Source organism: Pseudomonas sp. NPDC088414 (genome assembly GCF_044753325.1).
GTDB lineage: Bacteria > Pseudomonadota > Gammaproteobacteria > Pseudomonadales > Pseudomonadaceae > Aquipseudomonas.
Map to the genome: position 1 here is coordinate 14194 of NZ_JBIVMY010000001.1, position 26856 is coordinate 41049.

Below are 26856 nucleotides of genomic sequence, written 5' to 3' on the forward strand. Positions count from 1 at the left end.
GAAGAACAACTCGGTCAGTTCCCTCTCCCTCCGGGAGAGGGCTAGGGTGAGGGCCGGCGGTCTCAAGGCTTAAGAAAGTTCGGTGCCTAGCACGACGCTAAGCGCACTGCGCGCATCATCCAGCTGCACCAGCGTCGCATGCCTTGCACCCAGCGCATCACGGTTCTCGATCGCGGTGAGAATCGCCTTGTGCCGAGGCAACGCCAGTTCATGCAGGTTCGGCCGCTGGTTGGAATGCTTCAACGCCTCGGCAATCGCCACCGAGAGCATGTTGCACAGGTTCGCCAGCAGATCGTTGTGAGTCGCGTCGGCGATGCGGCTGTGGAAGTCCAGATCCGGTTGCAGCAAGGCCTCCGGCGTCGGCGCGGCTTCCATGCGTTGATAGGCTTCGCCGATGGCCGCGATGTCGGCCTCGGTCGCATGCTGGGCGGCGAGGGCGGCAGCGGCCGGTTCGATGATGCTGCGCACACTGGTCAGCACATTGAAGAATTCATTTTGCGGGCTGCTTTGCATCAGCCAGTGCAGCACGTCCGGGTCGAGCATGTGCCACTCGCGGCGCGCCTTGACCACCGTGCCAACGCGCGGTTTGGAGTACACCAGCCCCTTGGCCACCAGCACCCGCGTGGCCTCGCGCAACACCGGCCGGCTCACCGCGTATTCCTCGCACAACAGCGCTTCGGCGGGCAGTTTGTCGTCGGGCAAAAAGCGTCCGGAGACGATCTGCATGCCCAGTTCCTGGACAATGCGCGAGTGCATGCTTTTGCGGTCGGAAGGTTTGCGGTAATCCATGGGGAACGGCGCGATCCTGAGCGATGGAGATGCCGCGCATCATAGCAGGCGTGCGGCGCAATCATCAGGCCTGAAATCTGCGAACACCCTGTGGCGAGGGAGCTTGCTCCCGCTGGGCTGCGCAGCGGCCCCAAAACCGGTATATGCGGTTCTCCTGTGATACCGCTAATGCTGATTTGCGACTGCTACGCAGCCGAGCGGGAGCAAGCTCCCTCGCCACAGTGGTTGGATTCAGGCCTGAAAGATTTTGCTGTTAATGAGAATGTCGCGGGACTTCGGCCCCTCGGCAACCCACCAGGAAGTCAAAGTCACAGCCCTGATCCGCCTGCAGCACATGATCGATGTACAGCTGACGATAGCCACCCAACAACAATTGCTGCGGTGGCTGCAGATCGGCCATGCGCGCCGCGAGTTCGGCGTCGGGAATATCCAGATGCAAACGTCCGCTGGCGCAATCGAGTTCGATCCAGTCGCCTTCCTGCACCACCGCCAACGGCCCGCCGGCCGCCGCTTCCGGAGCAACGTGCAAAACCACCGTGCCGTACGCGGTGCCGCTCATGCGCGCATCGGAAATGCGCACCATGTCGGTCACGCCTTGCGCCAGCAGCTTGGCCGGCAAACCCATGTTGCCGACCTCGGCCATGCCCGGATAACCCTTCGGCCCGCAGTTCTTCATCACCAGAATCGAGTCTTTATCGACATCCAGTTCCGGATCATTGATTCGCGCCTTGTACATGTCGAAGTTCTCGAACACCACCGCGCGACCGCGATGCTGCATCAGCTCAGGCGTAGCGGCGGACGGCTTGAGCACCGCACCGAGCGGCGCCAGGTTGCCGCGCAGCACGCAGATACCGCCGTCAGCGCGGATCGGATTGTCGAGGGTGCGGATCACTTCGTCCTCGCCATAGATCGGCGCGTCCTTGGTGTTTTCGCCCAGCGATTTACCGTTGACGGTCAGGGCATTCGGATTGGGGATCAGATTGGCCTCACCGAGACGCCGCAGTACTGCCGGCAAGCCACCGGCGTAGTAAAACTCTTCCATCAGAAAACGCCCGGACGGTTGCAGGTCGACGATGGTCGGCATGCCGCGCCCGATGCGGGTCCAGTCGTCCAGATCCAGCTCGACGCCGATGCGCCCGGCGATGGCTTTCAAGTGGATCACCGCGTTGGTCGAACCGCCGATGGCGGCGTTTACACGGATAGCGTTTTCAAACGCTTCCTTGGTCAGGATCTTCGACAGGCGCAAGTCTTCGCGCACCATCTCCACCGCGCGCATGCCGGACATGTGCGCCAACACGTAACGCCGCGCATCGACTGCCGGAATCGCCGCGTTGTGCGGCAGGGACGTGCCCAGTGCTTCGGCCATGCAGGCCATGGTCGACGCAGTGCCCATGGTGTTGCAGGTGCCCGCCGAGCGTGACATGCCGCCCTCGGCTGCGAGGAAATCGTCAATGGTGATGGTGCCGGCCTTGACCTGTTCGCTGAGCTGCCAGACCACGGTGCCGGAGCCGATGTCCTTGCCCTTGTGCTTGCCGTTGAGCATCGGCCCGCCGGTGACGACGATCGCTGGCACGTCGCAACTGGCCGCGCCCATCAGTAGCGCCGGGGTGGTCTTGTCGCAGCCGGTCAGCAGCACCACGCCGTCAATCGGGTTGCCGCGAATCGCTTCCTCGACGTCCATGCTTGCCAGGTTGCGGGTGAGCATGGCGGTGGGGCGCAAGTTTGACTCGCCATTGGAGAACACCGGGAACTCCACCGGAAAGCCACCAGCCTCGATCACTCCGCGTTTGACGTGCTCGGCGATCTGGCGGAAATGCGCGTTGCACGGGGTCAGTTCCGACCAGGTGTTGCAGATGCCGATGATCGGCTTGCCATGAAACTGGTGGTCGGCGATGCCCTGATTCTTCATCCAGCTGCGATACATGAAGCCGTTCTTGTCGGCGGTGCCAAACCATTGGGCCGAGCGCAGGGTGGGTTTCTTCTCAGACATGATCGATTCTCTTATTGTAAGACTATTGTTTGCGAGTTACGGCTAAACATAAGCGCAAAATCGCCGCTTTGGAAGTGTTGTTGGGTAATTAGTATTACTATATAGTCGTTTTCGACGGAGGGATTGGCCCTGGCGGTTTTCCGCGAGAGGCGTCCCCCGAGGTTCTATAAAAACAACAATCGGAGACCGATCCCATGAGCCAGGAACTGCGGCTTGTTCGCCGCATCACGCTGAAACTGATTCCTTTCCTGATCCTGCTGTACCTGATCGCCTATGTGGATCGCTCCGCCGTCGGCTTCGCCAAGCTGCACATGGGCGCCGACATCGGCATCGGTGATGCGGCCTATGGTCTCGGTGCCGGGCTGTTTTTCATCGGTTACTTTCTTCTCGAAATCCCCAGCAACCTGATGCTCGAGCGCTTCGGTGCGCGGCGCTGGTTCGCACGGATCATGATCACCTGGGGCGCGATCACCATCGGCATGGCGTTCGTCCAGGGCCCGCACAGTTTCTACGTGATGCGCTTTCTGCTCGGCGCGGCGGAGGCGGGGTTCTTCCCCGGCGTTCTGTACTACATCACCCAATGGTTCCCGGTGCGCCATCGCGGCAAGATCCTCGGCCTGTTCATCCTCTCCCAGCCGATCGCGATGATGATCACCGGCCCGGTGTCCGGTGGTTTGCTGGGCATGGACGGCATCCTCGGTCTGCACGGCTGGCAGTGGCTGTTCATCGTCATTGGCACCCCGGCGATCCTGCTGACCTGGCCGGTCCTGCGCTGGCTGCCGGACGGCCCGCAGAACGTGACGTGGATGGATCAGGCCGAGAAAGACTGGCTGACCGGCGAACTGAAAAAGGATTTGCAGGAATACGGCCAGACCCGTCACGGCAACCCGCTGCATGCACTCAAGGACAAACGCGTGTTGCTGCTGGCGCTGTTCTACCTGCCGGTGACCCTGAGCATTTATGGCCTCGGCCTGTGGCTGCCGACGCTGATCAAACAGTTCGGCGGCAGCGATCTGGTCACCGGTTTCGTCTCGGCGGTGCCGTACATCTTTGGCATCGTCGGCCTGCTGATCGTGCCGCGCAGTTCCGACCGCATGAATGATCGCTACGGCCACTTGGCGGTGCTCTATGTATTGGGCGCGCTGGGCCTGTTCTTCAGCGCGTGGCTGACCCTGCCGGTGGCGCAACTGGCGGCGCTGTGCCTGGTGGCGTTCGCGCTGTTTTCCTGCACGGCGGTGTTCTGGACCTTGCCGGGGCGGTTCTTTGCCGGTGCGAGTGCGGCGGCTGGGATTGCGCTGATCAACTCGGTGGGCAACCTCGGCGGGTATATCGGGCCGTTCGTGATCGGCGCGTTGAAGGAATACACCGGGAATCTGGCTTCGGGGCTGTATTTCCTCAGTGGGGTGATGGTGTTCGGTTTGATTCTGACGGGCATCGTCTACCGCGTGCTGGAGCGCAAGCACGTGCTGCCGGTTGAGCAGTTCGCCGCCAGTGCACGGGGCGCCACAAGAACCTGACTGGCCGACACCGACCCTTGTAGGAGTGAGCCTGCTCGCGATGAGGCCGGCACATTCAATATTTATGGTGATTGACACACCGCAATCGCGAGCAGGCTCACTCCTACAGGGGCTGCGGTGTTCAGACTAAAACAGGAGAGGACATATGCATCTGGTTCAATTCGAATTGAATGACGGCGAGCGCCGCGTCGGCGTGGTCGACAACGGGCTGGTCCGCGAAGTGCAGGACGCCCGCAGCGTACGCGATCTCGCGCTGGCCGCGATTGAGGCCGGCGGCACCCTGGAGCAGCAAGTACAAACCCACGGCCTGGGCATCAGTCATGACTATGCGCAGTTGCTCAAAGACCGGCGCATCCTGCCGCCGCTGGATCACCCGGACCCGGCGCACCTGCTGGTCAGCGGTACCGGCCTGACGCACCTGGGCAGCGCTTCGGCGCGGGACAAGATGCACCAGCAGGCCGGCGACGAAGCGCAAATGACCGACACCATGCGCATCTTCAAATGGGGCGTGGAGGGTGGCAAACCGGCGGCGGGGCAGGCGGGCGTGCAGCCGGAATGGTTCTACAAGGGCGACGGCAGCATCGTCGTGCGTCCGGGCGATGCGTTCCCGCTGCCGCCGTTCGCCGAGGATGCCGGTGAGGAACCGGAGATGGCCGGGCTCTACGTCATCGGCCACGACGGCAAACCGTATCGCCTCGGTTTCGCGGTGGGCAATGAGTTCTCCGACCACGTCATGGAACGCAAGAACTACCTGTACCTGGCCCACTCGAAACTGCGCAGTTGCAGCTACGGCCCGGAACTGCGCACCGGCGAGCTGCCGCAGCATCTGGCCGGCACCAGCCGCATCCTGCGCAACGGCGAAGTGCTGTGGCAGAACGAATTCCTCAGCGGCGAAGCCAACATGTGCCACAGCCTCGCCAACCTCGAATACCACCATTTCAAATACCGCCAGTTTCTGCGTCCTGGCGACGTGCACATCCATTTTTTCGGCACCGCGACCCTGTCGTTCGCCGATGGCATCCGCACCCAACCGGGCGACCAGTTTGAAATCAGCCAGGCCGAATTTGGCGCACCGCTGGTCAACGGTATCGCTCCGGCAGCAGCGGCTTTTCAACCGAACAGCATCGGCACCCTTTAAGGAGCTCCCATGACTCAGATTCTCGGCCACAACTACATCGGCGGACAGCGCAGCGCAGCAGGCAACGTCAAACTGCAAAGCGTCGACGCGACTACTGGCGAACAGCTGCCGTACGATTTCATTCAAGCGACTGAAGCCGAAGTCGATGCCGCCGCCAGAGCCGCCGCCGCAGCGTACCCGGCCTATCGCAGCCTCAGCGCCGAACGCCGCGCGCAATTTCTCGACGCGATTGCCGATGAACTGGATGCGTTGGGTGATGAGTTCGTCGCGCTGGTCTGCCGCGAAACCGCGCTGCCTGCGGGGCGGATTCAGGGCGAGCGCGGGCGTACCAGCGGGCAGATGCGCCTGTTCGCCAAAGTCCTGCGGCGCGGTGATTTCTACGGTGCGCGAATCGACCTGCCATTGCCGGATCGCCAGCCGTTGCCGCGCCCGGATCTGCGGCAGTACCGCATCGGCCTCGGCCCGGTGGCGGTGTTTGGGGCGAGCAACTTTCCGTTGGCGTTTTCCACTGCGGGCGGCGATACCGCTGCGGCGCTGGCCGCTGGTTGCCCGGTGGTGTTCAAGGCTCACTCGGGCCACATGGCAACCGCTGAGCTTGTCGCCGATGCACTGATTCGCGCGGCGGAAAAAACCGCGATGCCGGCAGGCGTGTTCAACATGATTTACGGCGGTGGCGTCGGCGAGTGGCTGGTCAAGCATCCGGCGATTCAGGCTGTCGGCTTCACCGGTTCGCTCAAGGGCGGTCGGGCACTGTGCGACATGGCAGCGGCGCGACCGCAACCGATTCCGGTGTTCGCCGAAATGTCGAGTATCAACCCGGTGATCGTTCTGCCTCAAGCCTTGGCTGAGCGCTCGGAAACCATTGCCCGCGACCTGACCGCTTCGGTGGTGCAGGGCTGCGGCCAGTTCTGCACCAATCCGGGTTTGGTCATTGGTATTCGTTCGCCGCAGTTCAGCGCCTTCGTCCAGCAACTCGCCGGGCTGATTGACGACCAACCGCCGCAGACCATGCTCAACGCCGGCACCCTCGGCAGCTATGGCAAAGGCCTGCAGAAACTCTTGACGCATTCCGGGATCGAGCACTTGGCGGGCCAGCCGCAGCAGGGTAATCAGGCGCAGCCGCAGTTGTTCAAGGCCGATGTCAGCCTGTTGATCAACGGCGATGAAGTGCTGCAGGAAGAAGTGTTCGGCCCGACCACGGTGATCGTCGAAGTGGCGGACAAGGCCGAGCTGAGCGCGGCATTGCACGGCCTGCACGGGCAACTGACAGCGACGATGATCGGCGAACAGGCCGACTTCGAACGCTTCCCGGAACTGACGCCGCTGCTCGAGCAGAAAGTCGGACGGATCCTGCTCAATGGCTATCCGACGGGTGTGGAAGTGTGTGATGCGATGGTGCATGGCGGGCCGTACCCGGCGACATCCGATGCGCGCGGCACGTCGGTGGGGACGCTGGCGATTGATCGCTTCCTGCGCCCGGTGTGCTTCCAGAACTACCCCGATAGCCTGTTGCCCGAACCGCTGAAGAATGCCAACCCGTTGCGCATTCAGCGCCTGGTAGACGGCAAGCCGTCACGCGAAGCCCTCTGACCCACACCGCAAATCCCCTGTAGGAGTGAGCCTGCTCGCGATAGCGGTTTCACATTCGACATCTTGGTTGGATGACATACCGCCATCGCGAGCAGGCTCACTCCTACAAGGGCCGGGCACGACAATGAGCTATCATTGGCCCTTTCCCCCCTAAGAAAGACTGTTTGCCATGACTGCCCAAACCCTTCTCAACGCCCTCGAACACTGCGGCATGGTTGAAATCGACGGCCTGCACGCCTTCGAATTCGCCCTCGACGAAGACGACAACCTGCACATCGAATGCATGGATGGCCGAGCGACCAAGCATTGGGAATTTACGCCGGCTCAGGTCGCAGCGGCTACTTTTGATAACGACCTGCAGAGCTGGTTGATCGTTGGTGATTCCGGCGAGCATCGCCTGGTTTGCCTCGACGCATTCGGCGGCAGCGACGACGAGGACGAAACCGATGAACATGCGTAAATTCTGGCCACTGCTGATGGCCGGCAGCGTCGGTGCGATGGGCCTGTCCAGTGCCAGCGCCGAGACCTATCAATTGCTGGTTGGCTCCTACACCGCCGGCACCAGCCAGGGCATCTATCGAATGAATTTCGATAGCGCCACCGGCCAGATCGCCGCCAAGCCGCTGCAAGTGATCAAGAGCGAAAACCCGTCGTGGCTGACCCTGTCCAAAGACCAGCATCGGCTGTTCGTAGTCAACGAAAACGGCCCCGGCCAGAAAGACCCGGTCGGCCGCGTCAGCAGCTATTCCATTGATCCCAAGACCCACGCCCTGACCCTGATCAATCAAGTGCAGAGCCTGGGCAACGAGCCGACCCATTCGAGCCTCAGTGGCGATGCCAGCCATCTGTTCGTCAGCAACTATTCGGTGATGGAAGATCCGGGCGGCACGCTGGCGGTGTTGCCGGTCGGTGCCGATGGCAAACTGAAACCGGTGGTGCAGATGAGCGCGCACCCGGCGAGCCGGGTCAATCCCGAGCGCCAGGCGTCCAACCACGTGCACTCGACGGTGTCCTCGCCGGATGGTCGCTATGTGTTCTCCAATGATCTGGGGGCGGACAAGGTGTTCATCTATCGATTCGACCCGAAAGCCAACCCGTATCTGCCACTGACTCCGGCGAAAACCGCGTCGGTGAGCCTGCCCGCCGGTAGCGGCCCGCGCCATCTCCTGTTCAGCGCGGACGGCAAGCATGCCTGGCTGACCATGGAAATGAGCGCGCAGGTCGCGGTGTTCGACTACCACGACGGCGTGCTGACCCAGACGCAACTGGTCGATCTCGCCGCCGGCCAGCCGACTTCGGACAAGGCCGGCGCAGCGCTGCACGCGTCGGCCGACGGCAAGTTCCTCTACGTCAGCAATCGCGGCACCGCCAATCAGCTGGTGGTATTCAGCATCGATCCGGCGACCGGGCAGCTCAAAGAGCTGCAAAAACGCTCGGTGGAAGGCGATCACCCGCGTGAGTTCAGCCTCGATCCGAGTGGCAAGTTCCTGCTGATCGCCAACCAGAAGAGCAACGAAATTGTCGTCGTCGAGCGCGATGCCAAGACCGGTCTGCTCGGCAAAACCGTGCAAAAACTGCCGATGGACGCCCCGAGCGATCTGAAGTTTCTAGTGCGACAATAAGCCACAGGCCCCGGTTTGCGGGGCCTGTCTCGTTGTATTAATCGCGCTGATATCCGGTAATGCTACAAAGCATTTCAAGCGATCAACCCTCGAGCGTTAAGTTTGCTTCACGGCCCAACCGGGCAAAGCAAGCCAACCGAACACGAGGGTTACCGCCATGAATTTCAATCTCTTCTCTGTCATCGCCGCTTCCGCCATCTCCGCCACCGTTGCATTGCCAGCCAGTGCCAACGTTGAAATCGCCGGCAAAAAATCCCACACCCAGAGCTACACCCAGAAATACCTGCAACAGAGCGCCAACTTCTACGCCGCACTGGATCACAAAGCCCAACACTGAAAGTCTGATTTGGCACCACTCCCTGTAGGAGCTGCCGAAGGCTGCGATCTTTTGACGTTTAAGATCAAAAGATCGCAGCCTTCGGCAGCTCCTACACGTTTGTGTGTTGAACATTTCGATAGGCTTTTTTCAACGCCGAGATAGACCGGCTAAATAATCAACCAAGCTGATGTTTACTATGGCAAACCCTGACTGGTTACCGTGGCTTTTTTGATTGATCCTGACGGCACTGAAACATGCCCACGGAGCACTTCATGGCCAGTTCAATCATTACCTCAGCCAAGCGCGGCGCCTACCTGGCCATCGGTCTTTACCTGGCACTGGTGCTGTTTGTCAGCATCGCGTCGCAGACGCAACACAACTTCGAAGCACCGATCGAAGTCGCACACCCCGGCATCCAGTTCGAACACCGCGCAGACGTGCTGGTTGATCGCGCTGAACTCGCAGGAGTGGGCGGCGCATGAAAGGCTACAGACTCTGGGTCATCGCCAGCCTGGCTCTGATGACCAATGGCGCGGCGTTACTCGGCTTCGGCCAAGGCTCGGTCGGTGCACTGGCGCGGGCCATAGAGGCCAATCACAGCATTGCGCACAACATCGAACGGGCCAGCTCCCAAGGGTTGCTGGCCGGCAATCCGCCGATCAAGGCCGAAGTCGACTTTCTTGGTCCATTTGAAGTGGACTGCATGGCGTTGGGTATGTGTGACGCTCTTGCATAACCTGTGGCGAGGGAGCTTGCTCCCGCTGGGTTGCGAAGCAGCCCAAAATGCCGCGATCCCCTATTTCTGATGATCCGTGTTGAATGGTTTTGCGACTGCTGCGCAGCCGAGCGGGAGCAAGCTCCCTCGCCACAGGGTGGCGGCAAGCAGGCAGAGGGGATTATTTCTTCATGATCGAGGTGAAGAGGTCGGATTCGAGGAAGCGCGGTAGCCACGCCTGCAAACGAACGAAAGGCGTCTGCGCAAACCACTCGCGATCAACATGTGCAAACTGCCGCACGAACGGCAGCAGGGCGATATCCGCCAGGCTGGGATGCTCAGTCAGCAAGTAATCGCGATCAGCCAGCAATTCATCCAGCCGCTGCAAAAACACCGCGCCCTCAGCCCGATAAACCTCCATCGGTTGTTCGGGATAACGCTCGGCGTACTTGTAACGGTTCAAATGCACTTTGAACACTTGATCATTGGCTTCGATCAATTCGGCAATTCGTGAATCACCGCCGAGCAGCCAATTGTCCGGATCGTTCTGCGCCAGCGCCCAGCGCATGATTTCCAGGCTCTCATCGATCACCCGGCCATCGGCATCCAGCACCGGCACCGTGCCTTTGGGCGAGATCGCCAGCATCGCGGCCGGTTTGGCCTTGAGGCTGACTTCGACGATCTCCACCGGCACGCCCGAATAACGCAGGGCCATCCGCGCGCGCATCGCGTACGGGCAGCGGCGGAATGAATACAACGTATTCATTTCACCTCCAGTGTGCTCAAACCATTGCCCAGGCGTTGCACCTGAATCTGCACCGGAATCCGTTCGTGCATTTCCTGCACGTGGGAAATCACTGCGACCTTGCGTCCCTGCGCCTGCAAGCCGTCGAGGGCGTCCATCGCCAGTTGCAGCGATTCCGGGTCGAGGCTGCCGAAGCCTTCGTCGATGAACAGCGATTCGATTTTCAGCGTGCTCGAGGCCATCGATGCCAGCCCCAGCGCCAGAGCCAGCGACACCAAAAAGGTCTCGCCGCCGGACAGCGAATGCACCGAGCGCAATTCGTCGCCCATCTCGGTATCCATCACCAGCAGGCCGAGCATGCTGCCACCGCGCTTCAAGCGATAGCGTTTGACCAGTTGGCGCAACTGCACGTTGGCGTGATGCACCAGCAGGTCGAGGTTGTAGGCCTGGGCGATCTTGCGGAAGGTGTCGCCGGTGGCCGAACCGATCAAGGCATTCAGGCGCGCCCAGCGCTGGTACTCGGCATAGGCGTCGGCGATCTGCTGCGCGAGTGCCTGATTGGCGTTTTGCCGGCGCTGATCTTCGGCCTGTTCGGCGCGCAGTTCGGCGCACTGTTGCTCGCTGAGATTGAACTGGTTCTGCAGGTCGGCGAGGGCGCTGGCGAGTTGCTCGGCATCGAGATTGCCATTGTGCTGCGCCTGATGATCGGCCAGACGCTGATCACGTTCCTGCAGCAGCACTCTGGCCTGTTCGATGGCTTTTTCGTTGTGCTGCAAGCGCTGGCGCAGCTCGCTGAGCTGCGTGTCATCGACGCGCAGCAGGTCTTCGAGGCCGCCGTCATCCAGTTCAGGATGGCGTGCGCGCCAGTCGGCAATTTTCTGCGTCAGCTCATTGTCTTCGCTTTGCAGTGCCTGCAAGCGTTCTTGCTGAGCCTTGAGTTCGGCGCCAATTTGCACCCGTTGCGTGCGCACGTTCTGCAGTTCCGCGGCGGTGCCGGTTTCGGCGTTGCGCGCCTGCTCCACGGCCTGCTCCAGTTGCTGCTGCCAGTGCTCGGCGCTGCTGTGTTCGCCCAGCAGTTGTGCGAGTTTTTCCTGACTGGCCTGTTGCTGCGTGGCCAGGGCGCCGAATTGCTGCTCGGCGCTTTGCAGCTGCTGTACGCGGCTGAGCTGGCGATCCTGTTCCTTCTCCAGCGTCTGCTGGCGTTGCTGCTGCTCTGCCAATTCTTCCTTCTGCTGCTCGACCTGCGCCAGACGCTCGGCAATCTGTCGATCCAGTTGCATGAAGGTCGCCGCCGGCTCGACGCGCAAGGCTTCGAGGGTGTCGGCAGGTAGCAGGCTGGCGAACGCGGTGAGTTCTTCGTCGAGACGCTGACGGTCGCTGCTCAGTTCGCGTTGTTGGTTGCTCAGGTGTTGCGCCGCTTGCTGATGCGCGGTTTCGGCGTTACGCAGTTGCTGGGTCAGGCGCGCCGCGTCCTGTTGCAGGGTGAGCAGGGCGCTCTGGCGTTGTTCGTCCTGGGTGATGCTCTGGTTCAGTTGATCGTTTTGCCGGGTCAGCCAGGCATCGCGTTTGTCGGCGTCCTGATTGAGCAACTGAGGCGCCAGTGGATGCGCCTGCAGACTCGGCGCCAGTGCCTGCTGCTGGGCGTTCAATTGCTCCTGCTGTTGCAGCAACTCTTTCTGCCGGGCGATCACGCCGCCGACTTCGGCGCGCAGCTCGGTGAGTTTTTCCTTGAGCTGATCCACCGCTTGCTGCGCACTGGCCTGCTCGGACTCGTCGTGGCGGCCGAGGCTTTGCAACAGCGCTTCGGGCTGATGATACGGATGCTCGTTGCTGCCGCAGACCGGGCACGGTTGATCGTCCTGCAACTGTGCGCGCAACTCTTCGACACTGGCGCTGCGGGCCAGACGCTGACGTTCAAGCAGTTCACGGGTGACGTTGAGGGTTTGCTCGGCGACGGTCAGTTCGGCTTTGCTTTTCACCCCGTCCTGGGTCAGCCGTTCGCGCTCCTGTTGCGCATCGAGCAGGCGCTGTTGCAGCTCGGCGCCGCGTTTTTCAAACTCCTGCTGACTGGCCCAGAGCCGCGTCAGATCTTCGATGGCGCGCAGTTGTTTGCGGTTGTCCTGCAGCAGATTGCCAAGGATGCCGATCTGTTCGGCGACGGCATCCGGCTCGGCGCCGGCCTCTTTGAACAGTACTTCCAGTTGCTGCTTTTGCGTGGCCAGTGCTTCGGCGCTGTGCGCGGCGTTCTGTTCGAGGGTCGCCAGTTCGGCCTGGCCCTTGTTCAGGCGATTGCCGATCAGCATCAGCTGTTGCAGGCGATCCCGATAGGCATTCCACGCATCGCTGAGCGGCGCCAGATCGGCACTTTGCTCCAGTCCGGCGGCGATTTTCTGCAAGCGTTCGGCGACTTGCACCTGTTTATCCTGCAAGGTCTGAATCGCGCTCTGACCCTCACTGCAGGCCTGCTCGGCGGCTTGCCGGGCCTCGGCGCTGAGGGCGGTGTCCTTGGCGAGGCGGGCGAGAGTGCTTTGCTCGTCGAAGGCCTGACGCAGCAGCGGGGCGCTTTCGCTGTGGCGCTGCTGCGCTTCGCTGAGGGCGACTTTTGCCGACTCAAGCGTTTGTTCCAGTTGCGTCTGTTTTTCGCCGAGTTCGCCGTGCTGCTGAGTGTGCGCAGCAATCTGCGCCGCCAGCGGCGTCAGTTGCGCATCGAGTTCAGTCTTGCGCGCGAACTGGTGGCGTTGCGGGGCGAGTTGCTCCAGGCGCGTCAGCTTCAGGCGCTCGCCGGCCAGGCCTTCCCACTGTTGTTGCGCACTGTGCAGTTGTTCGGCAGCCGCTTGCTGCGCGTCCTGCAACTGACGCAAATCCTTGAGCCAGCTGTGCTGTTGTTCCAGTTGCTTGAGCTGCGCCTGCTGCACCTTCAATTGCTGCTGGGCGGCGTTGAAACGCTCGTCCAGTACTGCGCGGGCTTCGGGCGTCAGCGGGGTGACGCCGGTGGCCTGATCCTGCAGCAGCTTGTGCGCTTCGCGGGCTTCTTTGGTCTTGTCGAACGCGCGGCGGCCGAGGCGGGTGTAGAGCGCGGTGTCGGTGAGCTTTTCCAGCAGTTCGCTGCGATCGTTGTCGTCAGCCTTGAGAAACGCGCTGAACTCGCTCTGAGCCAGCAGCACGGCGCGGGTGAACTGTTCGAAGTTCAGACCGAGCGCGGCTTCGAGTTGGGTTTTGTATTCGCCTTTCTGACTGGCGAGCAGTTGATCCTGATCGATGTCACGCAGGCTCTGACGGCTGATCTGCAACTTGCCGCCAGCCTTTTCCCGGGCGCGGTTGGCTTCCCAGCGCGCACGGTAACGGCGGCCATCGACGCCGACGAAATCCACTTCCGCATAACCTTCACCGGTGCCGCGCCGCAGCAAGGTGCGCGGGTCGCCGGTGGCGATTTCACCGTCGGCGTCCGGCACCTTGGCGTCACGGCTGGTGTTGTTCAGGCGCGGCACGGCGCCGAACAACGCCAGGCACAACGCGTCGAGCAAGGTACTTTTACCGGCGCCGGTCGGCCCGGTGATCGCGAACAGACCGGCGCTGGCCAGCGGTTCAGCGGTGAAGTCGATTTCGAACGGCCCGGCCAGCGAGGCGAGGTTTTTCAAGCGAATGGCGAGAATCTTCATGGCTGCTCGCCCTCCATCTGTACGTCCTGCAGCAGTTCGGCGAAGTCCTTGAGCGTCTGCTCATCGACCTCGTTGCCGTAGTTGTCGAGCCAGGCGCGACTGAACAGTTCTTGCGGCGTGAGCTGATCCAGTTCGACCAGCGCGCTGCCGTCGTCGCTGCCATCGGTGCCACGGTTGCCGGCGTATTCGGCAGCGATCCGCACCAGGCGCACGGCTTTGCCTTGCAGGGCGTTTTCCACTTGATGGCGCAGATCCGGCTGTGGCTCGTCGAGGGTCACGCGCACTTCCAGCCAAGGCTGGCGCTGGGTTTCAGCGAGCAGATCGATGTTCGGCAGATCAGCCAGTTGCAGCAGAATCTCTGCCAGCGGTGCCGGGCCGATGCGTTGCAGGTTGACCGAGCGCGGGATCAGTTTCGGTTCAACGCTGACCAGGGTTTCGCCGTCGAGGGTGATGTCGAGAATCTGATGCTGATAGCCAATCTCCGAGAACGACAACGGAATCGGCGAGCCGCTGTAGCGGATGCGTTCTTCACCGTTGACCTTCTGCGGCTTGTGCAAATGGCCGAGGGCGACGTAACTGATGCTCGGCCCGAACAGGCTGGCGGGCAGCGCTTCGGCGTTACCGATGATCAGACTGCGCTCGGAGTCTTCCGAGACCGAGCCGCCAGCCATGTGCGCGTGGCTGATGGCGACCAGTGCCTGGCCGGGTTTGCGCTTGGCATTCGCCGCTTCGATCAGCCATTCATGCACCTGGCCAATGCCACGCAGATAGTCGTCGCCCAGATGCGCACCGGTCACTTCCGCCGGACGCAGGAACGGCAGCGCCAGGCACCACGCGGCGATCTCGCCTTCAGCGTTCGGCAGTGGAAGCAGCAGACGTTCGGCGTCGAGCTGGCCGTCATCCAGCCACAACACGCGGCCCAGCGCATGGGTGCGCAAACGGCGCATCAACGGCGCAGGCAGTTCGATCCGCGAGCCGGAATCGTGGTTGCCGGCAATCATCACGATGGTCAGCAACGGCTGCTGCTCGTGGGCGCTGACGATGAAGTCGTAGAGACGTTCCTGGGCTTTGACCGGCGGGTTGACCGTGTCAAAAATGTCCCCGGCGATCAGCAGCACGTCCGGCTGCGCCAGTTGCAGTTGGCGCAGCAGCCATTCGAGAAAGCACGCATGCTCGAAATCGCGCTCCTGGCCGTGCAGGTTTTGCCCAAGGTGCCAGTCGGAGGTGTGGAACAGACGCAAGGTGGACTCCGCATCAATTAAAAGAGGTGATGGCCGCGAGGAAATGATGGGCGGCTGAAGAGGGGGGAGTTTACAGATTATTGGAGAGTGAGGGCTTGTTGTGGCGATCAAGCAATTCCAGTGCGCGGGTCTCGCTGCGTCTGGCCCATTCATCGTTCGAACCGGCTTACCCGCTTGTCGCAACTGTCAGATCTGACAGTTGCTGATGCCTGAAGGGTTCAAGCAGTGTCGAGCAGCCAATATTCCATTGCGGAGAACGCTCATGACGGCTGAATACGAAAGGAACGATCCTGAAGGTCCAATGGCCCTTTTCCCTCTGTTCCTGCCCAATGCGACATCGTCTATAGAAGATTACGACTATGGTGTTCCGGTGCGAGCCGTAGAGGGTGGGTTGAGATTTTCTATCGATCCATGGTTATCCATGTCGGTCGACGACTATCTCGAGATCTTTTGGGGCAACTCGCTGAGTGCGGTGTGGAGCAAGTCAATTGACAAGGATGATCTGAATCGCCGGGTGACAGGCAGTATCAACGAATCCTTCATCGTGCGCGGTGATACGCATCCGGTGTTCTATCGTGTGACAAGACCCGGAGGGGGTGAGGGTGAGGACTCGCGACCATTGCTGAGCGTATTGGTGAAACTCGATCGGCCCGGTGGCTTCGATAGTAATATCGGCGAACCGGGCCATCAAGGTCTGCGATATTCCATTCCCCAGGCAATCATTGATGATGGCGTCGGCCCGGATGAGGCTGCGCTGGGCATACCGATCACCATTCTTCCCTACGAGTTCATGCGCAAGAACGACCTCATCCGCTTGACATGGGGGTCCGAGGAACTCGTCACGAAGGTCGAACAGCGTCACATTGATGACCCGTTGAACAACCCGCTGGTGGTCATGGTCGATGCAAAGACGCTGGAGGACGCCGGGGACGGCGCCAGGATTGCGGTTACCTATCAGATCATCGACGAATGCGGCAATTATCCGGATGAGCGTTCACCTTGGGCGGTAACCACCTACATTCTGGTCGATCTGAAACAGAACCGGCTCGATCCTGCCATTGTGATTTCCGCCGATCCTGATACCGATATCATTGATCTTGAAGCGTTGGGCGAGGAGGACGTTGAGGTCATTGTCAACACGGCGGGAAGTGCCTTCAAGGTCAATGACAAAATTGCCCTGAAGTGGTTCGGCATACCGGCAGAAGGCACTCCGGTGATTTATGAACCAGCCGAATTGCCGGTGGTTCGGGTGGGGGTCGCGGTCCCATTCAGTGTGCCTAATGCGATCGTGCGGGCGATCGCCATGGGGCGTGCCAGTGTCTCTTATCTGTTGAAACGCGAGGGATCACTGGATCGGCCATCGAAGAATGCCAGTGTCAGTGTCTCCGGGGTCATCGAGCGTCTGCCCGCGCCTGCCGTTGTCGAGGCTCCCGAGGGTTATCTTGATCCTGATCTGCGTTGGGCGACGGTGGAGTGTCCGTGGTATCCCGGACGTCGATCCAGCGATCTGCTGAAACTGATCTGGGAAGCCACACGTCCCGGCGGCGGTACTGTTCATTACGAAGAGGCCATGCCGGTGGGCGACGTGCCGGATGGCGAGCCGGTATTGCGCAATGTCATAAGCACCGAGATCCAGCGTTTCGACGGCTTGCAGGTGTCGGTGTTTTATACCGTTGCCAACGACGATGAGTCGATTTTCAACGTCCGCGAATCGTATCCGTTTGTCATGCAAGTCGGCGAGGCGCTGCCTTTGTTCTCGTCACCGCGGGTGCAAGAAGCAGTACCCGGTACTTCATTGATAGATCCGGATGCGGTACCACCCTTGGGTTGTAAATTGATTGCAACGCATCTCGAAACCCAGGTCGACGACGAAGTGCATTATCGGTGGCGCGGTTCGGTCGGTAGCGGCAGCACCAGTGGCTCACTGCGTCTTACCTCGCAAACGGCGGGTAAGGAAGTGCCGTTCACGGTGCCTAAACAGTTTGTGACCAACAACCTCAATCGCCGGATCGTCATTGATTACTTTATTGTCCGTAACAACAAAACCCTGGGTTACTCGCTCCCTCTGACGTTACGCGTTGGCAATGCTTTGCTGGATTTTGATCCGCCCTCAATTGACGGCGCGCGCGGCGACCAGATCGATGTAAGTGCGGTGCCAGGTGTCGGCGCGACCTTGCGTCTCGCCGCTGCGTACGGATTAAGGGTTGGTGACAGCGGTGAAATCCGCTGGATAGGAACACCGGGAGGTGGTACGGCCATCGTGCCGTTTAGCGTGGAGAGCGGAGAAGCGGGGCGCGACAAGCTGGTGACCGTTCCGAGGTCGGTGGTGTTGGCCAACGTCGGGCGGGAGATCTCGCTGGACTGCACCGTGGTGCGTCAGGCCGGTGGTCGCCAGTATTCGCGGGTGGCGGTTTATGACGTGCATGTTTCGCTGGGGACGGGACGCTTGCTGGTGATGGGCGCGCGCTCGCGGGGTAATTACCAGATTTATGGCGGCGGGACTGCGTGGTTGACCGCGCTGGACGCAACCACCCGGCAGCCGATCAAGGCCTGGTGGCGTTATAATGGCGAGGAGGGCGAGGTCAGTGGTACGACGTTCCGTGACACTCGACCGGATCGGCTGCTGCATGTGCGGATCAGTGATGATCAGGTGACGATCAATCCGCAGAACTTGTGCGGGAACGGGAATTTTATATCCGGCCATGAAGCAAATAACGCAGCCTTTGCCGCGCGGACGGAGCGTGGAGCACTGGTGGCATGGGGCAGTCCGGAACGTGGTGGAAATTTGGGGGATTCGTTACCGGCCATTTCTGATGCCGTATCGCTGAGTGCTTGCGGTTACGCCTTTGCGGCACGACAGGCCTCGGGTGCGGTAGTGGCTTGGGGGCTGAGGAGTCACGGAGGAGACGTGCCGGAACCCACCAGTCTTTTGCGAGATATCGTAGCGGTAAGCGGTAACGGTTATGTGCTCTGTGCGCTGCGTCGTGATGGGAGTCTGGTGGCGTGGGGAAGCCCTACTTGGGGTGCAGCACTTCCAGAGCCGGTAGCTGCGCTGAGGGATGTTGTCAAAGTGATTGGCAACCTCTACGCCTTTGCTGCGCTTCGGGCCAATGGCTCGGTAGTGGCTTGGGGGGATCATGGTCACGGGGGGGGCGTGCCGGTGCCAATTGCAAACTTGACTGACGTTGTAGACGTAGTGGCCAGCTATGCAGCTTTTGCTGCGTTACGCGCAGATGGTTCGGTAGTGGCATGGGGGCACGGTGCATACGGTGGAGTTGTACCCGCCGAAATTTTAGCGCTCTGGGATATTCAGGAACTCGTTGGTGGGAACTTGGGTTTGGCAGCGCGACGAAGTGATGGAGGTGTCGTTGCTTGGGGTTATGAGAATATCGGGCAGGTCCCCGATCCGATTGCAGCAATGAAAAACATCGTAATGGTGACCGGAAACCATTGGGCGTTCGCCGCGCTTCTAAGCTCGGGGAATGTAGTGGCTTGGGGGTATCATCCTGTTCCAGCACCCATTGCTGCACTGAGAGATATCGTACAAGTGGTTGCTGCGGGGGAAGCTTTCGCCGCATTACGCGCCAACGGTGAAGTCGTCGCATGGGGAAATGCTACCTATGGCGGCGAGATACCCGCTTCTATATCCGGCAAGCTGATCAACGTCCGCGCCATTTATGGCAACACCCATGCCTTCGCCGCGCTGACCTCCAGCGGCGAAGTCGTGACCTGGGGGCGTGGCCCGGCCGGCGGTAACAGCGATGGTGTCGCCGACCAGCTCAACGGCAAAATCTTCTACGAAGCTACAGCTTTGTCCCGTGGTTTGGGAATGCGCGAGACACGACTGCTTGAAGCAGCAGAAAGTGAACAAACCTCATAACACCGTCAACGCCTGAAAGATCGCAACCTGCGGCAGCTCCTACACGTGATCCCTGTAGGAGCTGCCGCAGGCTGCGATCTTTTGATCTTTCACTTCGGATAGAGCGGCGGCAATCCACTGTCACCCACCGGATCCTGCACCCGCTCAGCCGCCGGAATCGTGCGGATTGCCCGCCACAAATCCTCACCCTGCCAATGCTGCCCGGTCTCGCTATACAGCGCGCCGTTGAGGCCGTCGAGAGCGTCGGAAAGCGGTACGAAGCGCGCCGCCATATCCGCCAAAGTCTCCGGCTGCTGCCGCGCCCACGCATCCAGCGCCTGCCGCGTTGCTTGCGGGTCATTGGCCTGACACGCCCGTTTGATGTCGTCCAGCAACGTGCGCGGGCTCGGCCCGGTTTGCGCGGTGCGGTGCACCGCCGGTTGCCATCTTGCACGCCACCACAGGCCGAAGCCGAGCAGGGTGGTGCAGGCGAGGATCAGGGTGCTGAGTTTCCACCACCACAACACGTCGTTATCGACGGCGTTCACTTGCAGGGTGCCGGCCGGGGTGTCGACCTGCAGGCTCGGGTTGGTCGCCACTTGCAGGGTGCGCGCCGGCAGGCTGGTGTGTTCCAGATGATCTTCGAAGGTGTTCCACCAGATCACGTCCACCGTTGGCAACTCGATCGCGCCGCTGCGGCTGGGCACCAGCGCTTCGCGTTCTTCCCGGCTGCCGATCAGGCCGCGCTCGCCGCTCTGGTTGCTCAGCACCGGTTGATCCGGGTAACGGCGCAGGCCGTTGGCCTCGGTGGCGGGCAGGGCGGGCAACTGCGAACTGGCCAGGCCTTCGGCTTTCAGCGTCAGGCTGCGGGTCAGGGAGTCGCCGACCTGAAGATGATCCGGCTCAGGGTTCCAGCTTTCGCTCAGGCTCAGGCTGCGTGCGGGCAGCCACGGCGCATCGGCCGGGTAGGTCAGCGGTTTCGGTTTGACCGTCAGGGCGATCTCGGCGGAATTGACCCGCAACAGCTTGCCCGGTTTCGGGCCCTGCACGGTCGCGTCCTGGGCCGGCTGGGTGTCGACCAACGTGGCGCTGAACGTCTGCGGGGCAATGAGCAGCAAGCCGCTGTGCTGCGGATAGATCGCATAGCGCATCTCGATCACGCCATGGCGCACACCGTTGATGTCTTTTTCGTAGGTGCGCGTATCGCCCAGTTGCTCGACGCGCGTGTCGGCGATCTGCAGCGGGGTCAGGCTGCTGTCGTCGTACAGCGACACCGAGTGATAGATGCGCAACGTCAGGATCGCCTGAGCCTGCACATAGACGCTGGACTGGTCGAGGCTGGCCTCGATGAACACCGGGGCCGGGTTGTTCTTCTCTTCGCGAATGTCGCTCTCGACCACTTGCACGGTGATCGGCTGGCTCTGCACATCACCCAGTTGCAGCGGCGGAATGATCACGCTGCCGTTCTCTTTCGGCAGCAGGGTGATGATCCAGCGCGTGGTGGCGCGGTTGTCGCCATTGAGGGTGTTCAACTGGTTGACCTGGCGCGTGCCACGCACCTCGAACAGCGGCTCCAGCGGCGTCAGGTCGGGTTTGCCGAACTGGGTGACGTCGCTGGTTTCGAGGGTGAGTTCGACCGTCTCGCCGGAGTTCAGGCGACTGCGATCCACGCTGGCCGTCAGCTCGGCCGCCTGAGCGGTGGTCGTGCAGAGCAGCAGGGGCAGCAACAGAGCGGTGAAACGGGTCATCGAGTTTTTTCCTGATCCTGATGTTGTTGCTGTTCGTACCAGAATTTGCGTCGCAGCAGTTCGCCCGGATCGTCGGGGATCTTGCCCAGCCATTGTTCCAGCGCCTGACGTTGTTCGCCTTCGAGGTTGTCCTCGCTCGGGCGCAGCGTCGGCACGGTGTCCGTTTCTTCCGCCTCGTCGAGGCCCGGCACCTCGTTGGGACGTGGTTGCGGCGGGGTGGTCGGCGGCGGCTCGCTGGCCGACTCGCCGGGCTGGGCCTCGCTCGGGGTGTCACTTTTCACCGCGGGTGGTGGCGTGGTCGCTGGCGGTGGTTCCTCGCCGGGCACGTTCGGCTGCGCCGGTTGTGGCTGCGGCTCGACTGGCGGCGGGGTGTTCTTTTGCTTGAGCAGGTTTTCCACCAGGGCCTTGTTGGTCAGCGCCGGGCGCAAATCCGGTTGCAGTTCCAGCGCCTGTTCATAGGCATCGATCGCCGCTTCCAGCTCACCACTTTTTGCCAGGGCGTTGCCACGATTGTAGTGGGCGCGGGCATCGCTGCCTTCGGCGAAACGCTGAGCGGCGCCACTGTAATCGCCGGCCTCGTACAACGCCAGCCCTTGCCACTGGTGATCTTCGAAGTGTTCGGCCGCCTCGGCCGGGCGCTTCTGCTTGAGCAGGTGCAGGCCCTGTTGGTCGGGGCGCAGCCACAGGTCTTCGAAGTCAAAGGCGTAGCTTGGCTGCGGCAGGCACAGCAGCAAGGGCAGGCAGAACAACCAGCCACGCCGTCCGGCACAGGCGGCCAGCAGCAATAGCGGCAACAACAGCCAGTAACCCTGATCGGCCCAGGTGTCGAGGCGCACGGTCTGGCCATCGTCGCGCAGGCTGCGCGGGCCATCGAGCAGGCCGAGGGCGCGCAAATCGGTCTCGTCCAGCCGCGCACTGTGGTACTCGCCGCCGACACTGGCGAGGAATGCGCCAAGGGCCGGGCTGTCGAGTTGCGGCACGCGAATCGCGCCTTGTTCGTCCTTGAGGAAACTGCCGTCCTCCTGAGCGATCGGCGCGCCTTCGGCGGTGCCGATACCGAGCATCAGCAGTTGTGCCGATTGTTGGCCAAGGGCGCGGCGAATGCCTTGGCGTTCCTCTTCGGTCAGCGAGGAGCCGATCAGCAGGATCCGTCCCTGGCCGAGCGCGCCTTGCTTGAGCAGGGCCAGCGCCTTGCTCACGCCGAGATCAGCGCGATGGCCGCTTTCCGGCATCAGCGACGGCTTGAGCGCGTCGAGCAGATTGTGGCTGGTCGCCAGGTCATCCGACAGCGGCACCAGCGTGTGCGCGCTGCCGGCGTAGACGACGATCGCGGTCTGCGCGTCGCTGCGTACCTGTAACAGGTCGAACAGCTTGCGCCGGGCCTGTTCCAGTCGTGTTGGCGGCGAGTCGGTGGCGAGCATTTCCGGGGTCAGCTCCAGCACCACCACCAACGGATCGGCGGGTTTCTGGCTGGTCTGTTCGACGCGCTCCCAGCTCGGCCCGAGCAGGGCTACGATAGTCAGCAGCCACGCCACGCCAAGGGCCACCCACGGCAGCTTGCTGTCGCGCCCGCTGCCACCGCTGAGCAGGGTCGAATGGAACGCCGGCGGCAGAATCATCTGCCAGCGTCCGGCACGTTTCTGTCGGTGCCAGAGTTGCCAGAGCAGCCAGCCCAGCAGCGGCAGGAGCAGCAGCCACCAGGGGCGGAACCAGTGCGGCCAGAGCGCGATCATCGGCGCCTCCGCAGACGCAGGCGTTTCAGACGCTCACGCCAGTCGGGTAACGGACTTTGCAGATACAGCTCCTTGGTGAGCAGGCGTTGCAGCGGGTTGTCCGGCCACAAGTCGCGGGCGACCAGCAACAGGCTCAGCAGCAGGGCCAACGCCAGCGGCCACTGATACAAGGCTTGCGCCGGGCGTGCCTGGGTCGGTTGCTGGGTCACCGGCTCGAGCTGATCGAGGGTCTCCCTGATCGCTTGCAGCTCTTTGCCGTCGCGGGCGCGGAAGTACTGGCCGCCGGTGGCTGCGGCAATCGCCTTGAGCGCCGGCTCGTCGAGGTCCAGGCTCGGATTGACCCCGAGCAGGCCGGTGCTGCCACTGTCTTGCGGGTCCGCGCCAATGCCGATCGGGTAGATTTTCACCCCTTCGCTGGCGGCCAGTTTTGCTGCGGTCAACGGATCGATTTCGCCGCCGTTGTTGGCGCCGTCGGTGACCAGAATCAACACCCGGCTCTGGGCCGGACGCATGCGCAGGCGCTTCAGCGCCAGGCCGATTGCATCACCGATGGCGGTGTTTTTGCCGGCAATGCCGATCCGCGCTTCATCGAGCCAGACGCGCACGGTGTGGCGGTCAAACGTCAGCGGTGCCTGCAGATAGGCCTGACTGCCGAACAGGATCAGACCGACGCGGTCGCCATCACGGCTTTCAAGGAAATCCCCGAGCAGATGCTGGACCAGCGACAAGCGACTGACGTCTTCGTCCTGCCACTGCATGTCGGGGAAGTCCATCGAACCGGACACGTCCACCGCCACCAGCAGATCGCGGCCGCTGGCGGCAATCGGCAACGGTTCGCCGAGCCATTGCGGGCGGGCGGCGGCGCTCAGCAATAGCAGCCACAGCAGCAGGAACGGCGCTTGCTGGCGCCACGCCGGCAGGTTGGCGCGTGCCCGCCGACGGGCGAGGCCTTCGAGGTCTGAGAGAAAACTCACGCGCAACGCCGGCTCGCCGCTGTCGGCCACCGGCAACACCAGACGCATCAGCCACGGCAGCGGCAACAGCACGAAGATCCACGGCCAGGCGAACTCAAACATGCTTGCGAATCCAGGTGTCGACGGCTTGGGTCAGGCCGGCGATGGCTTTGTCATCGAGTTTGCATTCGGGTTTGTAGGCGCCTTCGACCAGCACCATCCAGCGTGTCAGGCCGGCGGCCGGGCAACGGTTGTCGAGAAATGCCAGCCATTTGCGGCCATTGAGCGTGTGGCTCTGGCTGTAGGGGTAGTGGTTGCGGCACAGGCGTTTGAGCAGGCCGTTGAGCTGTTGCAACCAGGCTCCGGCCGGTGCGCCGTCGTAGGGTTTGGGCATCTGGGCCAGTTCGGCCAGCGCGGCGATGCGCACGGGATCGAGTGGCTGTTCGGCGCGCACGATCGGGCGTTTCTTGATCGGAATGAACCGACGCAAGCGCCACGCCGCGAACCCGAGCAACGGCAGCAATAACAGCAGCAGCCACCAGCCCGGCGCTGGTGGCCAGAAGTCGATGGGCGGTGGGGAGATCAGCGGTTGCAGTTGCTCGAGGCCGTTCATCGACTGCTCCCCGGGCGCTGCGGATTGAGGAACTCGCGCATCTGCTCGACCATTTCGCTTTGCGTGCTCAGCGGCATCAGCAGCACCCGTAGTTTCTGCGCGAGCAATTCCCAACGCGCGATACGGGCTTCGGCCTGAGCGCGATAGGTCTGGCGCAGATCGAAATTGAGCGTGTCGAGTTCCAGTTGCGCGCCGCGTTCGGCGAAGCGTAAAAGCCCGGCGGCGGGCAGGGCGTGATCCAGCGGATCGGACAGCGGCAGCATCAGCAGGTCGCAATGGCGCGACAGCAGACTTAACTGCTGCTCGGCGCTGTCGGACAGCGCACGCTCATCGCAGATCACGATCACCAGACTGCCCGGGCGCAGCACCTCACGCGCCCGGCGCAGCGCTGCGCCGAGGGCATCGCGGTCCGGTTCGCGTTCGCTGTGCAGCGATTGATTGACCTTCACCAGACGGTTGAGCAATTGCAGCAGGCTCTGCTTGCTGCGGCGCGGTTTGATTTCGTAATGCTCGTTGTCGCCGAACACCAGCCCGCCGACCCGGTCGTTGTGCCCCAGCGCGGCCCAGCCGATCAGCGCCGCCGCTTGCGCTGCAAGCACCGACTTGAACATCAGCCCGGAGCCGAAAAACAGCCGCGTGCTTTGCTCGACCATGATGAAAATCGGTCGCTCGCGTTCTTCATGAAACAGCTTGGTGTGCGGCTCTTGGGTGCGCGCGGTCACGCGCCAGTCGATGGTGCGCACGTCGTCGCCGGCCTGGTAGACCCGCACCTGATCGAAGTCCACGCCACGCCCACGGAATTTCGAGTGATGCAGGCCGATCAGCGGGCTGCGCTGGCTCGGCGTGGAAAACAGCTGCACTTCGCGCACACGGTGGCGCATCTCGATCAGATCGGTGAGGCTGATGCGGATGCCCGGTTCGGACGGCAGGGGGGCGTTCATGGGGGTCAAGCGACGGCTACGACGTCGAGAATCCGCTGCACCACCCGATCCTGATCGATGCCGGCGGCTTCGGCTTCAAACGACAGAATGATGCGGTGACGCAACACGTCGAACAGCACCGCCTGAATGTCTTCCGGGCTGACGAAGTCGCGCCCGGCCAGCCAGGCGTGGGCACGGGCGCAGCGGTCGAGGGCGATCGAGCCGCGCGGACTGGCGCCATAGGCGATCCACTCGGCCATCTCCGGGTCGAACTTGGCCGGGGTGCGCGTGGCCATGACCAGCTGCACCAGGTATTCCTCCACGGCGTCGGCCATGTACAGACCGAGGATTTCCTTGCGCGCGGCGAAGATCGCCTGCTGGCTAACCCGGCGCTCGGGCTTGGTTTCGCCGTTGAGCGCTTCGCCACGGGCTTGTTGCAGGATCCGGCGTTCGACGGCGGCATCCGGGAAGCCGATTTTGACGTGCATCAGAAAGCGGTCGAGCTGCGCTTCGGGCAGCGGGTAGGTGCCTTCCTGCTCGATCGGGTTTTGCGTGGCCATTACCAGAAACAGCGGCGACAGTTCGTAGGTGCTGCGGCCGACGCTGACCTGACGCTCGGCCATGGCTTCGAGCAGCGCCGATTGCACCTTGGCCGGCGCCCGGTTGATTTCGTCCGCCAGCACCAGGTTGTGGAAGATCGGCCCCTGCTGGAACACGAAACTGCCGGTTTCCGGGCGATAGATCTCGGTGCCGGTGATGTCGGCCGGCAGCAGGTCCGGGGTGAACTGGATGCGATGGAACTGGGCTTCGATGCCCTCGGCGAGTTCTTTGATCGCTTTGGTCTTGGCCAGACCCGGAGCGCCCTCGACCAGCATGTGGCCGTCGGCGAGCAGGGCGATGAGCAAGCGCTCGATGAGTTTTTCCTGGCCGAGAATCTGCGTTGAAAGAAAGGTTCGCAGCGCCAGCAGCGCTTCACGATGTTCCATCGGTGACTGTTCCTGGAAAGGGTGGCCCCAGGCGTTCGGATAACGCCGGGGCTGGGGGCGTTACTTTAATCCATCGAGGGGGGTGGCGACTAACGGCATTTTGCGCAAAGTGCGGGAAATGACCGGGGGATTTGTTGGAATTTTGTAGCGGGGGAGTGTTGCGGTGGCAGTTCTGGCCTCTTCGCTGGCAAGCCAGCTCCCACAGGTATCAGCGGTGCGAATGCGATTTATGCAACACATCGGTCTCTGTGGGAGCTGGCTTGCCAGCGATGAGGCCAGTCCAGCCAGCATCAAATCTGGCTGATATAGGTCCCGGTGCCATCAAGGATGTTCTTCAGGGTTTCTTCAACTTCAGCCAGATCAACCATGTCCGGATTGAAGGTAATCTCCAGCACATCATCGCCATTCAACGCATCGGCATCCGCCGCCGCGATCTCGATCTTCAGCAGGGTCTTGCTCAGGGTGACTTTTACGCCATCCAGCGTCGAAGGCTCGCCATCCAGGGTGATCTCCAGCTCCTCCTCATCGGGATAACGGCTCATCAAAAACATCTCGCCCTTGTCGCTGTGGCAACAGAGCATGGCCATGTTGTCTTCTTCGTCGTCGCACGGGTTGACGATCAGTAGGGCGGTGGTCATTTGCATGGGGGAATTCCTGGCCGACGGGCGCTAAGTGCAATCGAAAGCGCGATTTTGCCAGCCTTGGCGCATTTGCGCTGC

21 protein-coding genes are annotated in these 26856 nt (G+C 62.0%); 9 read left to right on the top strand and 12 right to left on the bottom strand.

Annotated features, from left to right (window positions below; all coding sequences use genetic code 11):
* Positions 1-69: 69 nt before the first annotated feature.
* Positions 70-789 (bottom strand): FadR/GntR family transcriptional regulator, encoded by a 720-nt coding sequence (locus ACIP8I_RS00075; protein WP_007917986.1) that lies wholly within the window; start codon positions 787-789, stop codon positions 70-72.
* Between the two features lie 253 nt (positions 790-1042).
* Positions 1043-2779 carry an IlvD/Edd family dehydratase gene (locus ACIP8I_RS00080; RefSeq protein WP_400757796.1) on the bottom strand — a complete coding sequence of 579 codons (1737 nt, stop codon included), beginning with the start codon at positions 2777-2779 and terminating at the stop codon, positions 1043-1045.
* 194 nt (positions 2780-2973) lie between these two features.
* Between ACIP8I_RS00080 and ACIP8I_RS00085 the strand changes: the two genes are divergently transcribed.
* From ACIP8I_RS00085 to ACIP8I_RS00120, 8 genes are all read left to right on the top strand, one after another.
* On the top strand, positions 2974-4296 hold the full coding sequence (locus ACIP8I_RS00085; RefSeq protein WP_123586618.1) for an MFS transporter: 1323 nt from the start codon (positions 2974-2976) through the stop codon (positions 4294-4296).
* Positions 4297-4441: 145 nt separating this feature from the next.
* Entirely contained in the window at positions 4442-5434 is a 993-nt protein-coding gene (gene araD1 / locus ACIP8I_RS00090; protein ID WP_400757797.1) for an AraD1 family protein, read from the top strand.
* Positions 5435-5443: 9 nt separating this feature from the next.
* Complete coding sequence (locus ACIP8I_RS00095) at positions 5444-7024, top strand: aldehyde dehydrogenase (NADP(+)) (protein WP_400757798.1); 1581 nt, start codon at positions 5444-5446, stop codon at positions 7022-7024.
* A gap of 169 nt (positions 7025-7193) precedes the next feature.
* Positions 7194-7484 carry a DUF5629 family protein gene (locus ACIP8I_RS00100; protein ID WP_400757800.1) on the top strand — a complete coding sequence of 97 codons (291 nt, stop codon included), beginning with the start codon at positions 7194-7196 and terminating at the stop codon, positions 7482-7484.
* A complete protein-coding gene (locus tag ACIP8I_RS00105) occupies positions 7471-8646 on the top strand; it encodes a lactonase family protein (RefSeq protein WP_400757801.1) in 1176 nt (391 codons plus the stop codon). The genes ACIP8I_RS00100 and ACIP8I_RS00105 overlap by 14 nt, the downstream gene beginning before the upstream one ends.
* Positions 8647-8803: 157 nt before the next feature.
* On the top strand, positions 8804-8983 hold the full coding sequence (locus tag ACIP8I_RS00110) for a hypothetical protein (RefSeq protein WP_115989595.1): 180 nt from the start codon (positions 8804-8806) through the stop codon (positions 8981-8983).
* A gap of 254 nt (positions 8984-9237) precedes the next feature.
* On the top strand, positions 9238-9447 hold the full coding sequence (locus ACIP8I_RS00115; protein WP_367084266.1) for a hypothetical protein: 210 nt from the start codon (positions 9238-9240) through the stop codon (positions 9445-9447).
* On the top strand, positions 9444-9701 hold the full coding sequence (locus ACIP8I_RS00120; protein WP_400757803.1) for a hypothetical protein: 258 nt from the start codon (positions 9444-9446) through the stop codon (positions 9699-9701). The genes ACIP8I_RS00115 and ACIP8I_RS00120 overlap by 4 nt, the downstream gene beginning before the upstream one ends.
* Positions 9702-9861: 160 nt before the next feature.
* Here ACIP8I_RS00120 and ACIP8I_RS00125 read toward each other — a convergent pair whose 3' ends face one another.
* Genes ACIP8I_RS00125 through ACIP8I_RS00135 form a run of 3 tightly spaced genes read right to left on the bottom strand, consistent with a single transcriptional unit; the run spans position 9862 to position 15325 of the window.
* Complete coding sequence (locus tag ACIP8I_RS00125; protein ID WP_400757805.1) at positions 9862-10446, bottom strand: glutathione S-transferase; 585 nt, start codon at positions 10444-10446, stop codon at positions 9862-9864.
* Positions 10443-14084, bottom strand: a complete 3642-nt coding sequence (locus tag ACIP8I_RS00130; protein ID WP_400757807.1) for an AAA family ATPase — start codon at positions 14082-14084, stop codon at positions 10443-10445. Before ACIP8I_RS00130 ends, ACIP8I_RS00125 begins: the two co-directional genes overlap by 4 nt.
* Entirely contained in the window at positions 14081-15325 is a 1245-nt protein-coding gene (locus tag ACIP8I_RS00135) for an exonuclease SbcCD subunit D C-terminal domain-containing protein (protein WP_400757809.1), read from the bottom strand. Before ACIP8I_RS00135 ends, ACIP8I_RS00130 begins: the two co-directional genes overlap by 4 nt.
* A gap of 205 nt (positions 15326-15530) precedes the next feature.
* Here ACIP8I_RS00135 and ACIP8I_RS00140 point away from each other — a divergent pair, with 205 nt between their 5' ends.
* Positions 15531-19205: an RCC1 domain-containing protein gene (locus ACIP8I_RS00140; protein ID WP_400757811.1), complete on the top strand. Its 3675-nt coding sequence runs from the start codon at positions 15531-15533 to the stop codon at positions 19203-19205.
* A gap of 89 nt (positions 19206-19294) precedes the next feature.
* Here ACIP8I_RS00140 and ACIP8I_RS00145 read toward each other — a convergent pair whose 3' ends face one another.
* From ACIP8I_RS00145 to ACIP8I_RS00175, 7 genes are all read right to left on the bottom strand, one after another.
* Positions 19295-20932: a BatD family protein gene (locus tag ACIP8I_RS00145; protein ID WP_400757813.1), complete on the bottom strand. Its 1638-nt coding sequence runs from the start codon at positions 20930-20932 to the stop codon at positions 19295-19297.
* A complete protein-coding gene (locus tag ACIP8I_RS00150; protein ID WP_400757815.1) occupies positions 20929-22665 on the bottom strand; it encodes a tetratricopeptide repeat protein in 1737 nt (578 codons plus the stop codon). Before ACIP8I_RS00150 ends, ACIP8I_RS00145 begins: the two co-directional genes overlap by 4 nt.
* On the bottom strand, positions 22662-23741 hold the full coding sequence (locus ACIP8I_RS00155) for a vWA domain-containing protein (protein WP_400757816.1): 1080 nt from the start codon (positions 23739-23741) through the stop codon (positions 22662-22664). Before ACIP8I_RS00155 ends, ACIP8I_RS00150 begins: the two co-directional genes overlap by 4 nt.
* Positions 23734-24231 (bottom strand): DUF4381 domain-containing protein, encoded by a 498-nt coding sequence (locus ACIP8I_RS00160; RefSeq protein ID WP_400757818.1) that lies wholly within the window; start codon positions 24229-24231, stop codon positions 23734-23736. Before ACIP8I_RS00160 ends, ACIP8I_RS00155 begins: the two co-directional genes overlap by 8 nt.
* Complete coding sequence (locus ACIP8I_RS00165) at positions 24228-25172, bottom strand: DUF58 domain-containing protein (RefSeq protein WP_400757820.1); 945 nt, start codon at positions 25170-25172, stop codon at positions 24228-24230. The genes ACIP8I_RS00160 and ACIP8I_RS00165 overlap by 4 nt, the downstream gene beginning before the upstream one ends.
* Positions 25173-25177: 5 nt before the next feature.
* Entirely contained in the window at positions 25178-26137 is a 960-nt protein-coding gene (locus ACIP8I_RS00170; protein ID WP_003218556.1) for a MoxR family ATPase, read from the bottom strand.
* A gap of 290 nt (positions 26138-26427) precedes the next feature.
* Complete coding sequence (locus tag ACIP8I_RS00175) at positions 26428-26781, bottom strand: hypothetical protein (protein WP_400757822.1); 354 nt, start codon at positions 26779-26781, stop codon at positions 26428-26430.
* Positions 26782-26856 lie beyond the last annotated feature (75 nt).

Coding starts and splice junctions, on each gene's coding strand:
- ACIP8I_RS00175 (WP_400757822.1), bottom strand. CDS start 26,781: ATGCAAATGACCACCGCCCTACTGATCGTCAACCCGTGCGACGACGAA.
- ACIP8I_RS00110 (WP_115989595.1), top strand. CDS start 8,804: ATGAATTTCAATCTCTTCTCTGTCATCGCCGCTTCCGCCATCTCCGCC.
- ACIP8I_RS00150 (WP_400757815.1), bottom strand. CDS start 22,665: ATGATCGCGCTCTGGCCGCACTGGTTCCGCCCCTGGTGGCTGCTGCTC.
- ACIP8I_RS00085 (WP_123586618.1), top strand. CDS start 2,974: ATGAGCCAGGAACTGCGGCTTGTTCGCCGCATCACGCTGAAACTGATT.
- ACIP8I_RS00160 (WP_400757818.1), bottom strand. CDS start 24,231: ATGAACGGCCTCGAGCAACTGCAACCGCTGATCTCCCCACCGCCCATC.
- ACIP8I_RS00145 (WP_400757813.1), bottom strand. CDS start 20,932: ATGACCCGTTTCACCGCTCTGTTGCTGCCCCTGCTGCTCTGCACGACC.
- ACIP8I_RS00170 (WP_003218556.1), bottom strand. CDS start 26,137: ATGGAACATCGTGAAGCGCTGCTGGCGCTGCGAACCTTTCTTTCAACG.
- ACIP8I_RS00115 (WP_367084266.1), top strand. CDS start 9,238: ATGGCCAGTTCAATCATTACCTCAGCCAAGCGCGGCGCCTACCTGGCC.
- ACIP8I_RS00130 (WP_400757807.1), bottom strand. CDS start 14,084: ATGAAGATTCTCGCCATTCGCTTGAAAAACCTCGCCTCGCTGGCCGGG.
- ACIP8I_RS00095 (WP_400757798.1), top strand. CDS start 5,444: ATGACTCAGATTCTCGGCCACAACTACATCGGCGGACAGCGCAGCGCA.
- ACIP8I_RS00140 (WP_400757811.1), top strand. CDS start 15,531: ATGCCTGAAGGGTTCAAGCAGTGTCGAGCAGCCAATATTCCATTGCGG.
- ACIP8I_RS00080 (WP_400757796.1), bottom strand. CDS start 2,779: ATGTCTGAGAAGAAACCCACCCTGCGCTCGGCCCAATGGTTTGGCACC.
- ACIP8I_RS00105 (WP_400757801.1), top strand. CDS start 7,471: ATGAACATGCGTAAATTCTGGCCACTGCTGATGGCCGGCAGCGTCGGT.
- ACIP8I_RS00075 (WP_007917986.1), bottom strand. CDS start 789: ATGGATTACCGCAAACCTTCCGACCGCAAAAGCATGCACTCGCGCATT.
- araD1 (WP_400757797.1), top strand. CDS start 4,442: ATGCATCTGGTTCAATTCGAATTGAATGACGGCGAGCGCCGCGTCGGC.
- ACIP8I_RS00165 (WP_400757820.1), bottom strand. CDS start 25,172: ATGAACGCCCCCCTGCCGTCCGAACCGGGCATCCGCATCAGCCTCACC.
- ACIP8I_RS00100 (WP_400757800.1), top strand. CDS start 7,194: ATGACTGCCCAAACCCTTCTCAACGCCCTCGAACACTGCGGCATGGTT.
- ACIP8I_RS00155 (WP_400757816.1), bottom strand. CDS start 23,741: ATGTTTGAGTTCGCCTGGCCGTGGATCTTCGTGCTGTTGCCGCTGCCG.
- ACIP8I_RS00120 (WP_400757803.1), top strand. CDS start 9,444: ATGAAAGGCTACAGACTCTGGGTCATCGCCAGCCTGGCTCTGATGACC.
- ACIP8I_RS00125 (WP_400757805.1), bottom strand. CDS start 10,446: ATGAATACGTTGTATTCATTCCGCCGCTGCCCGTACGCGATGCGCGCG.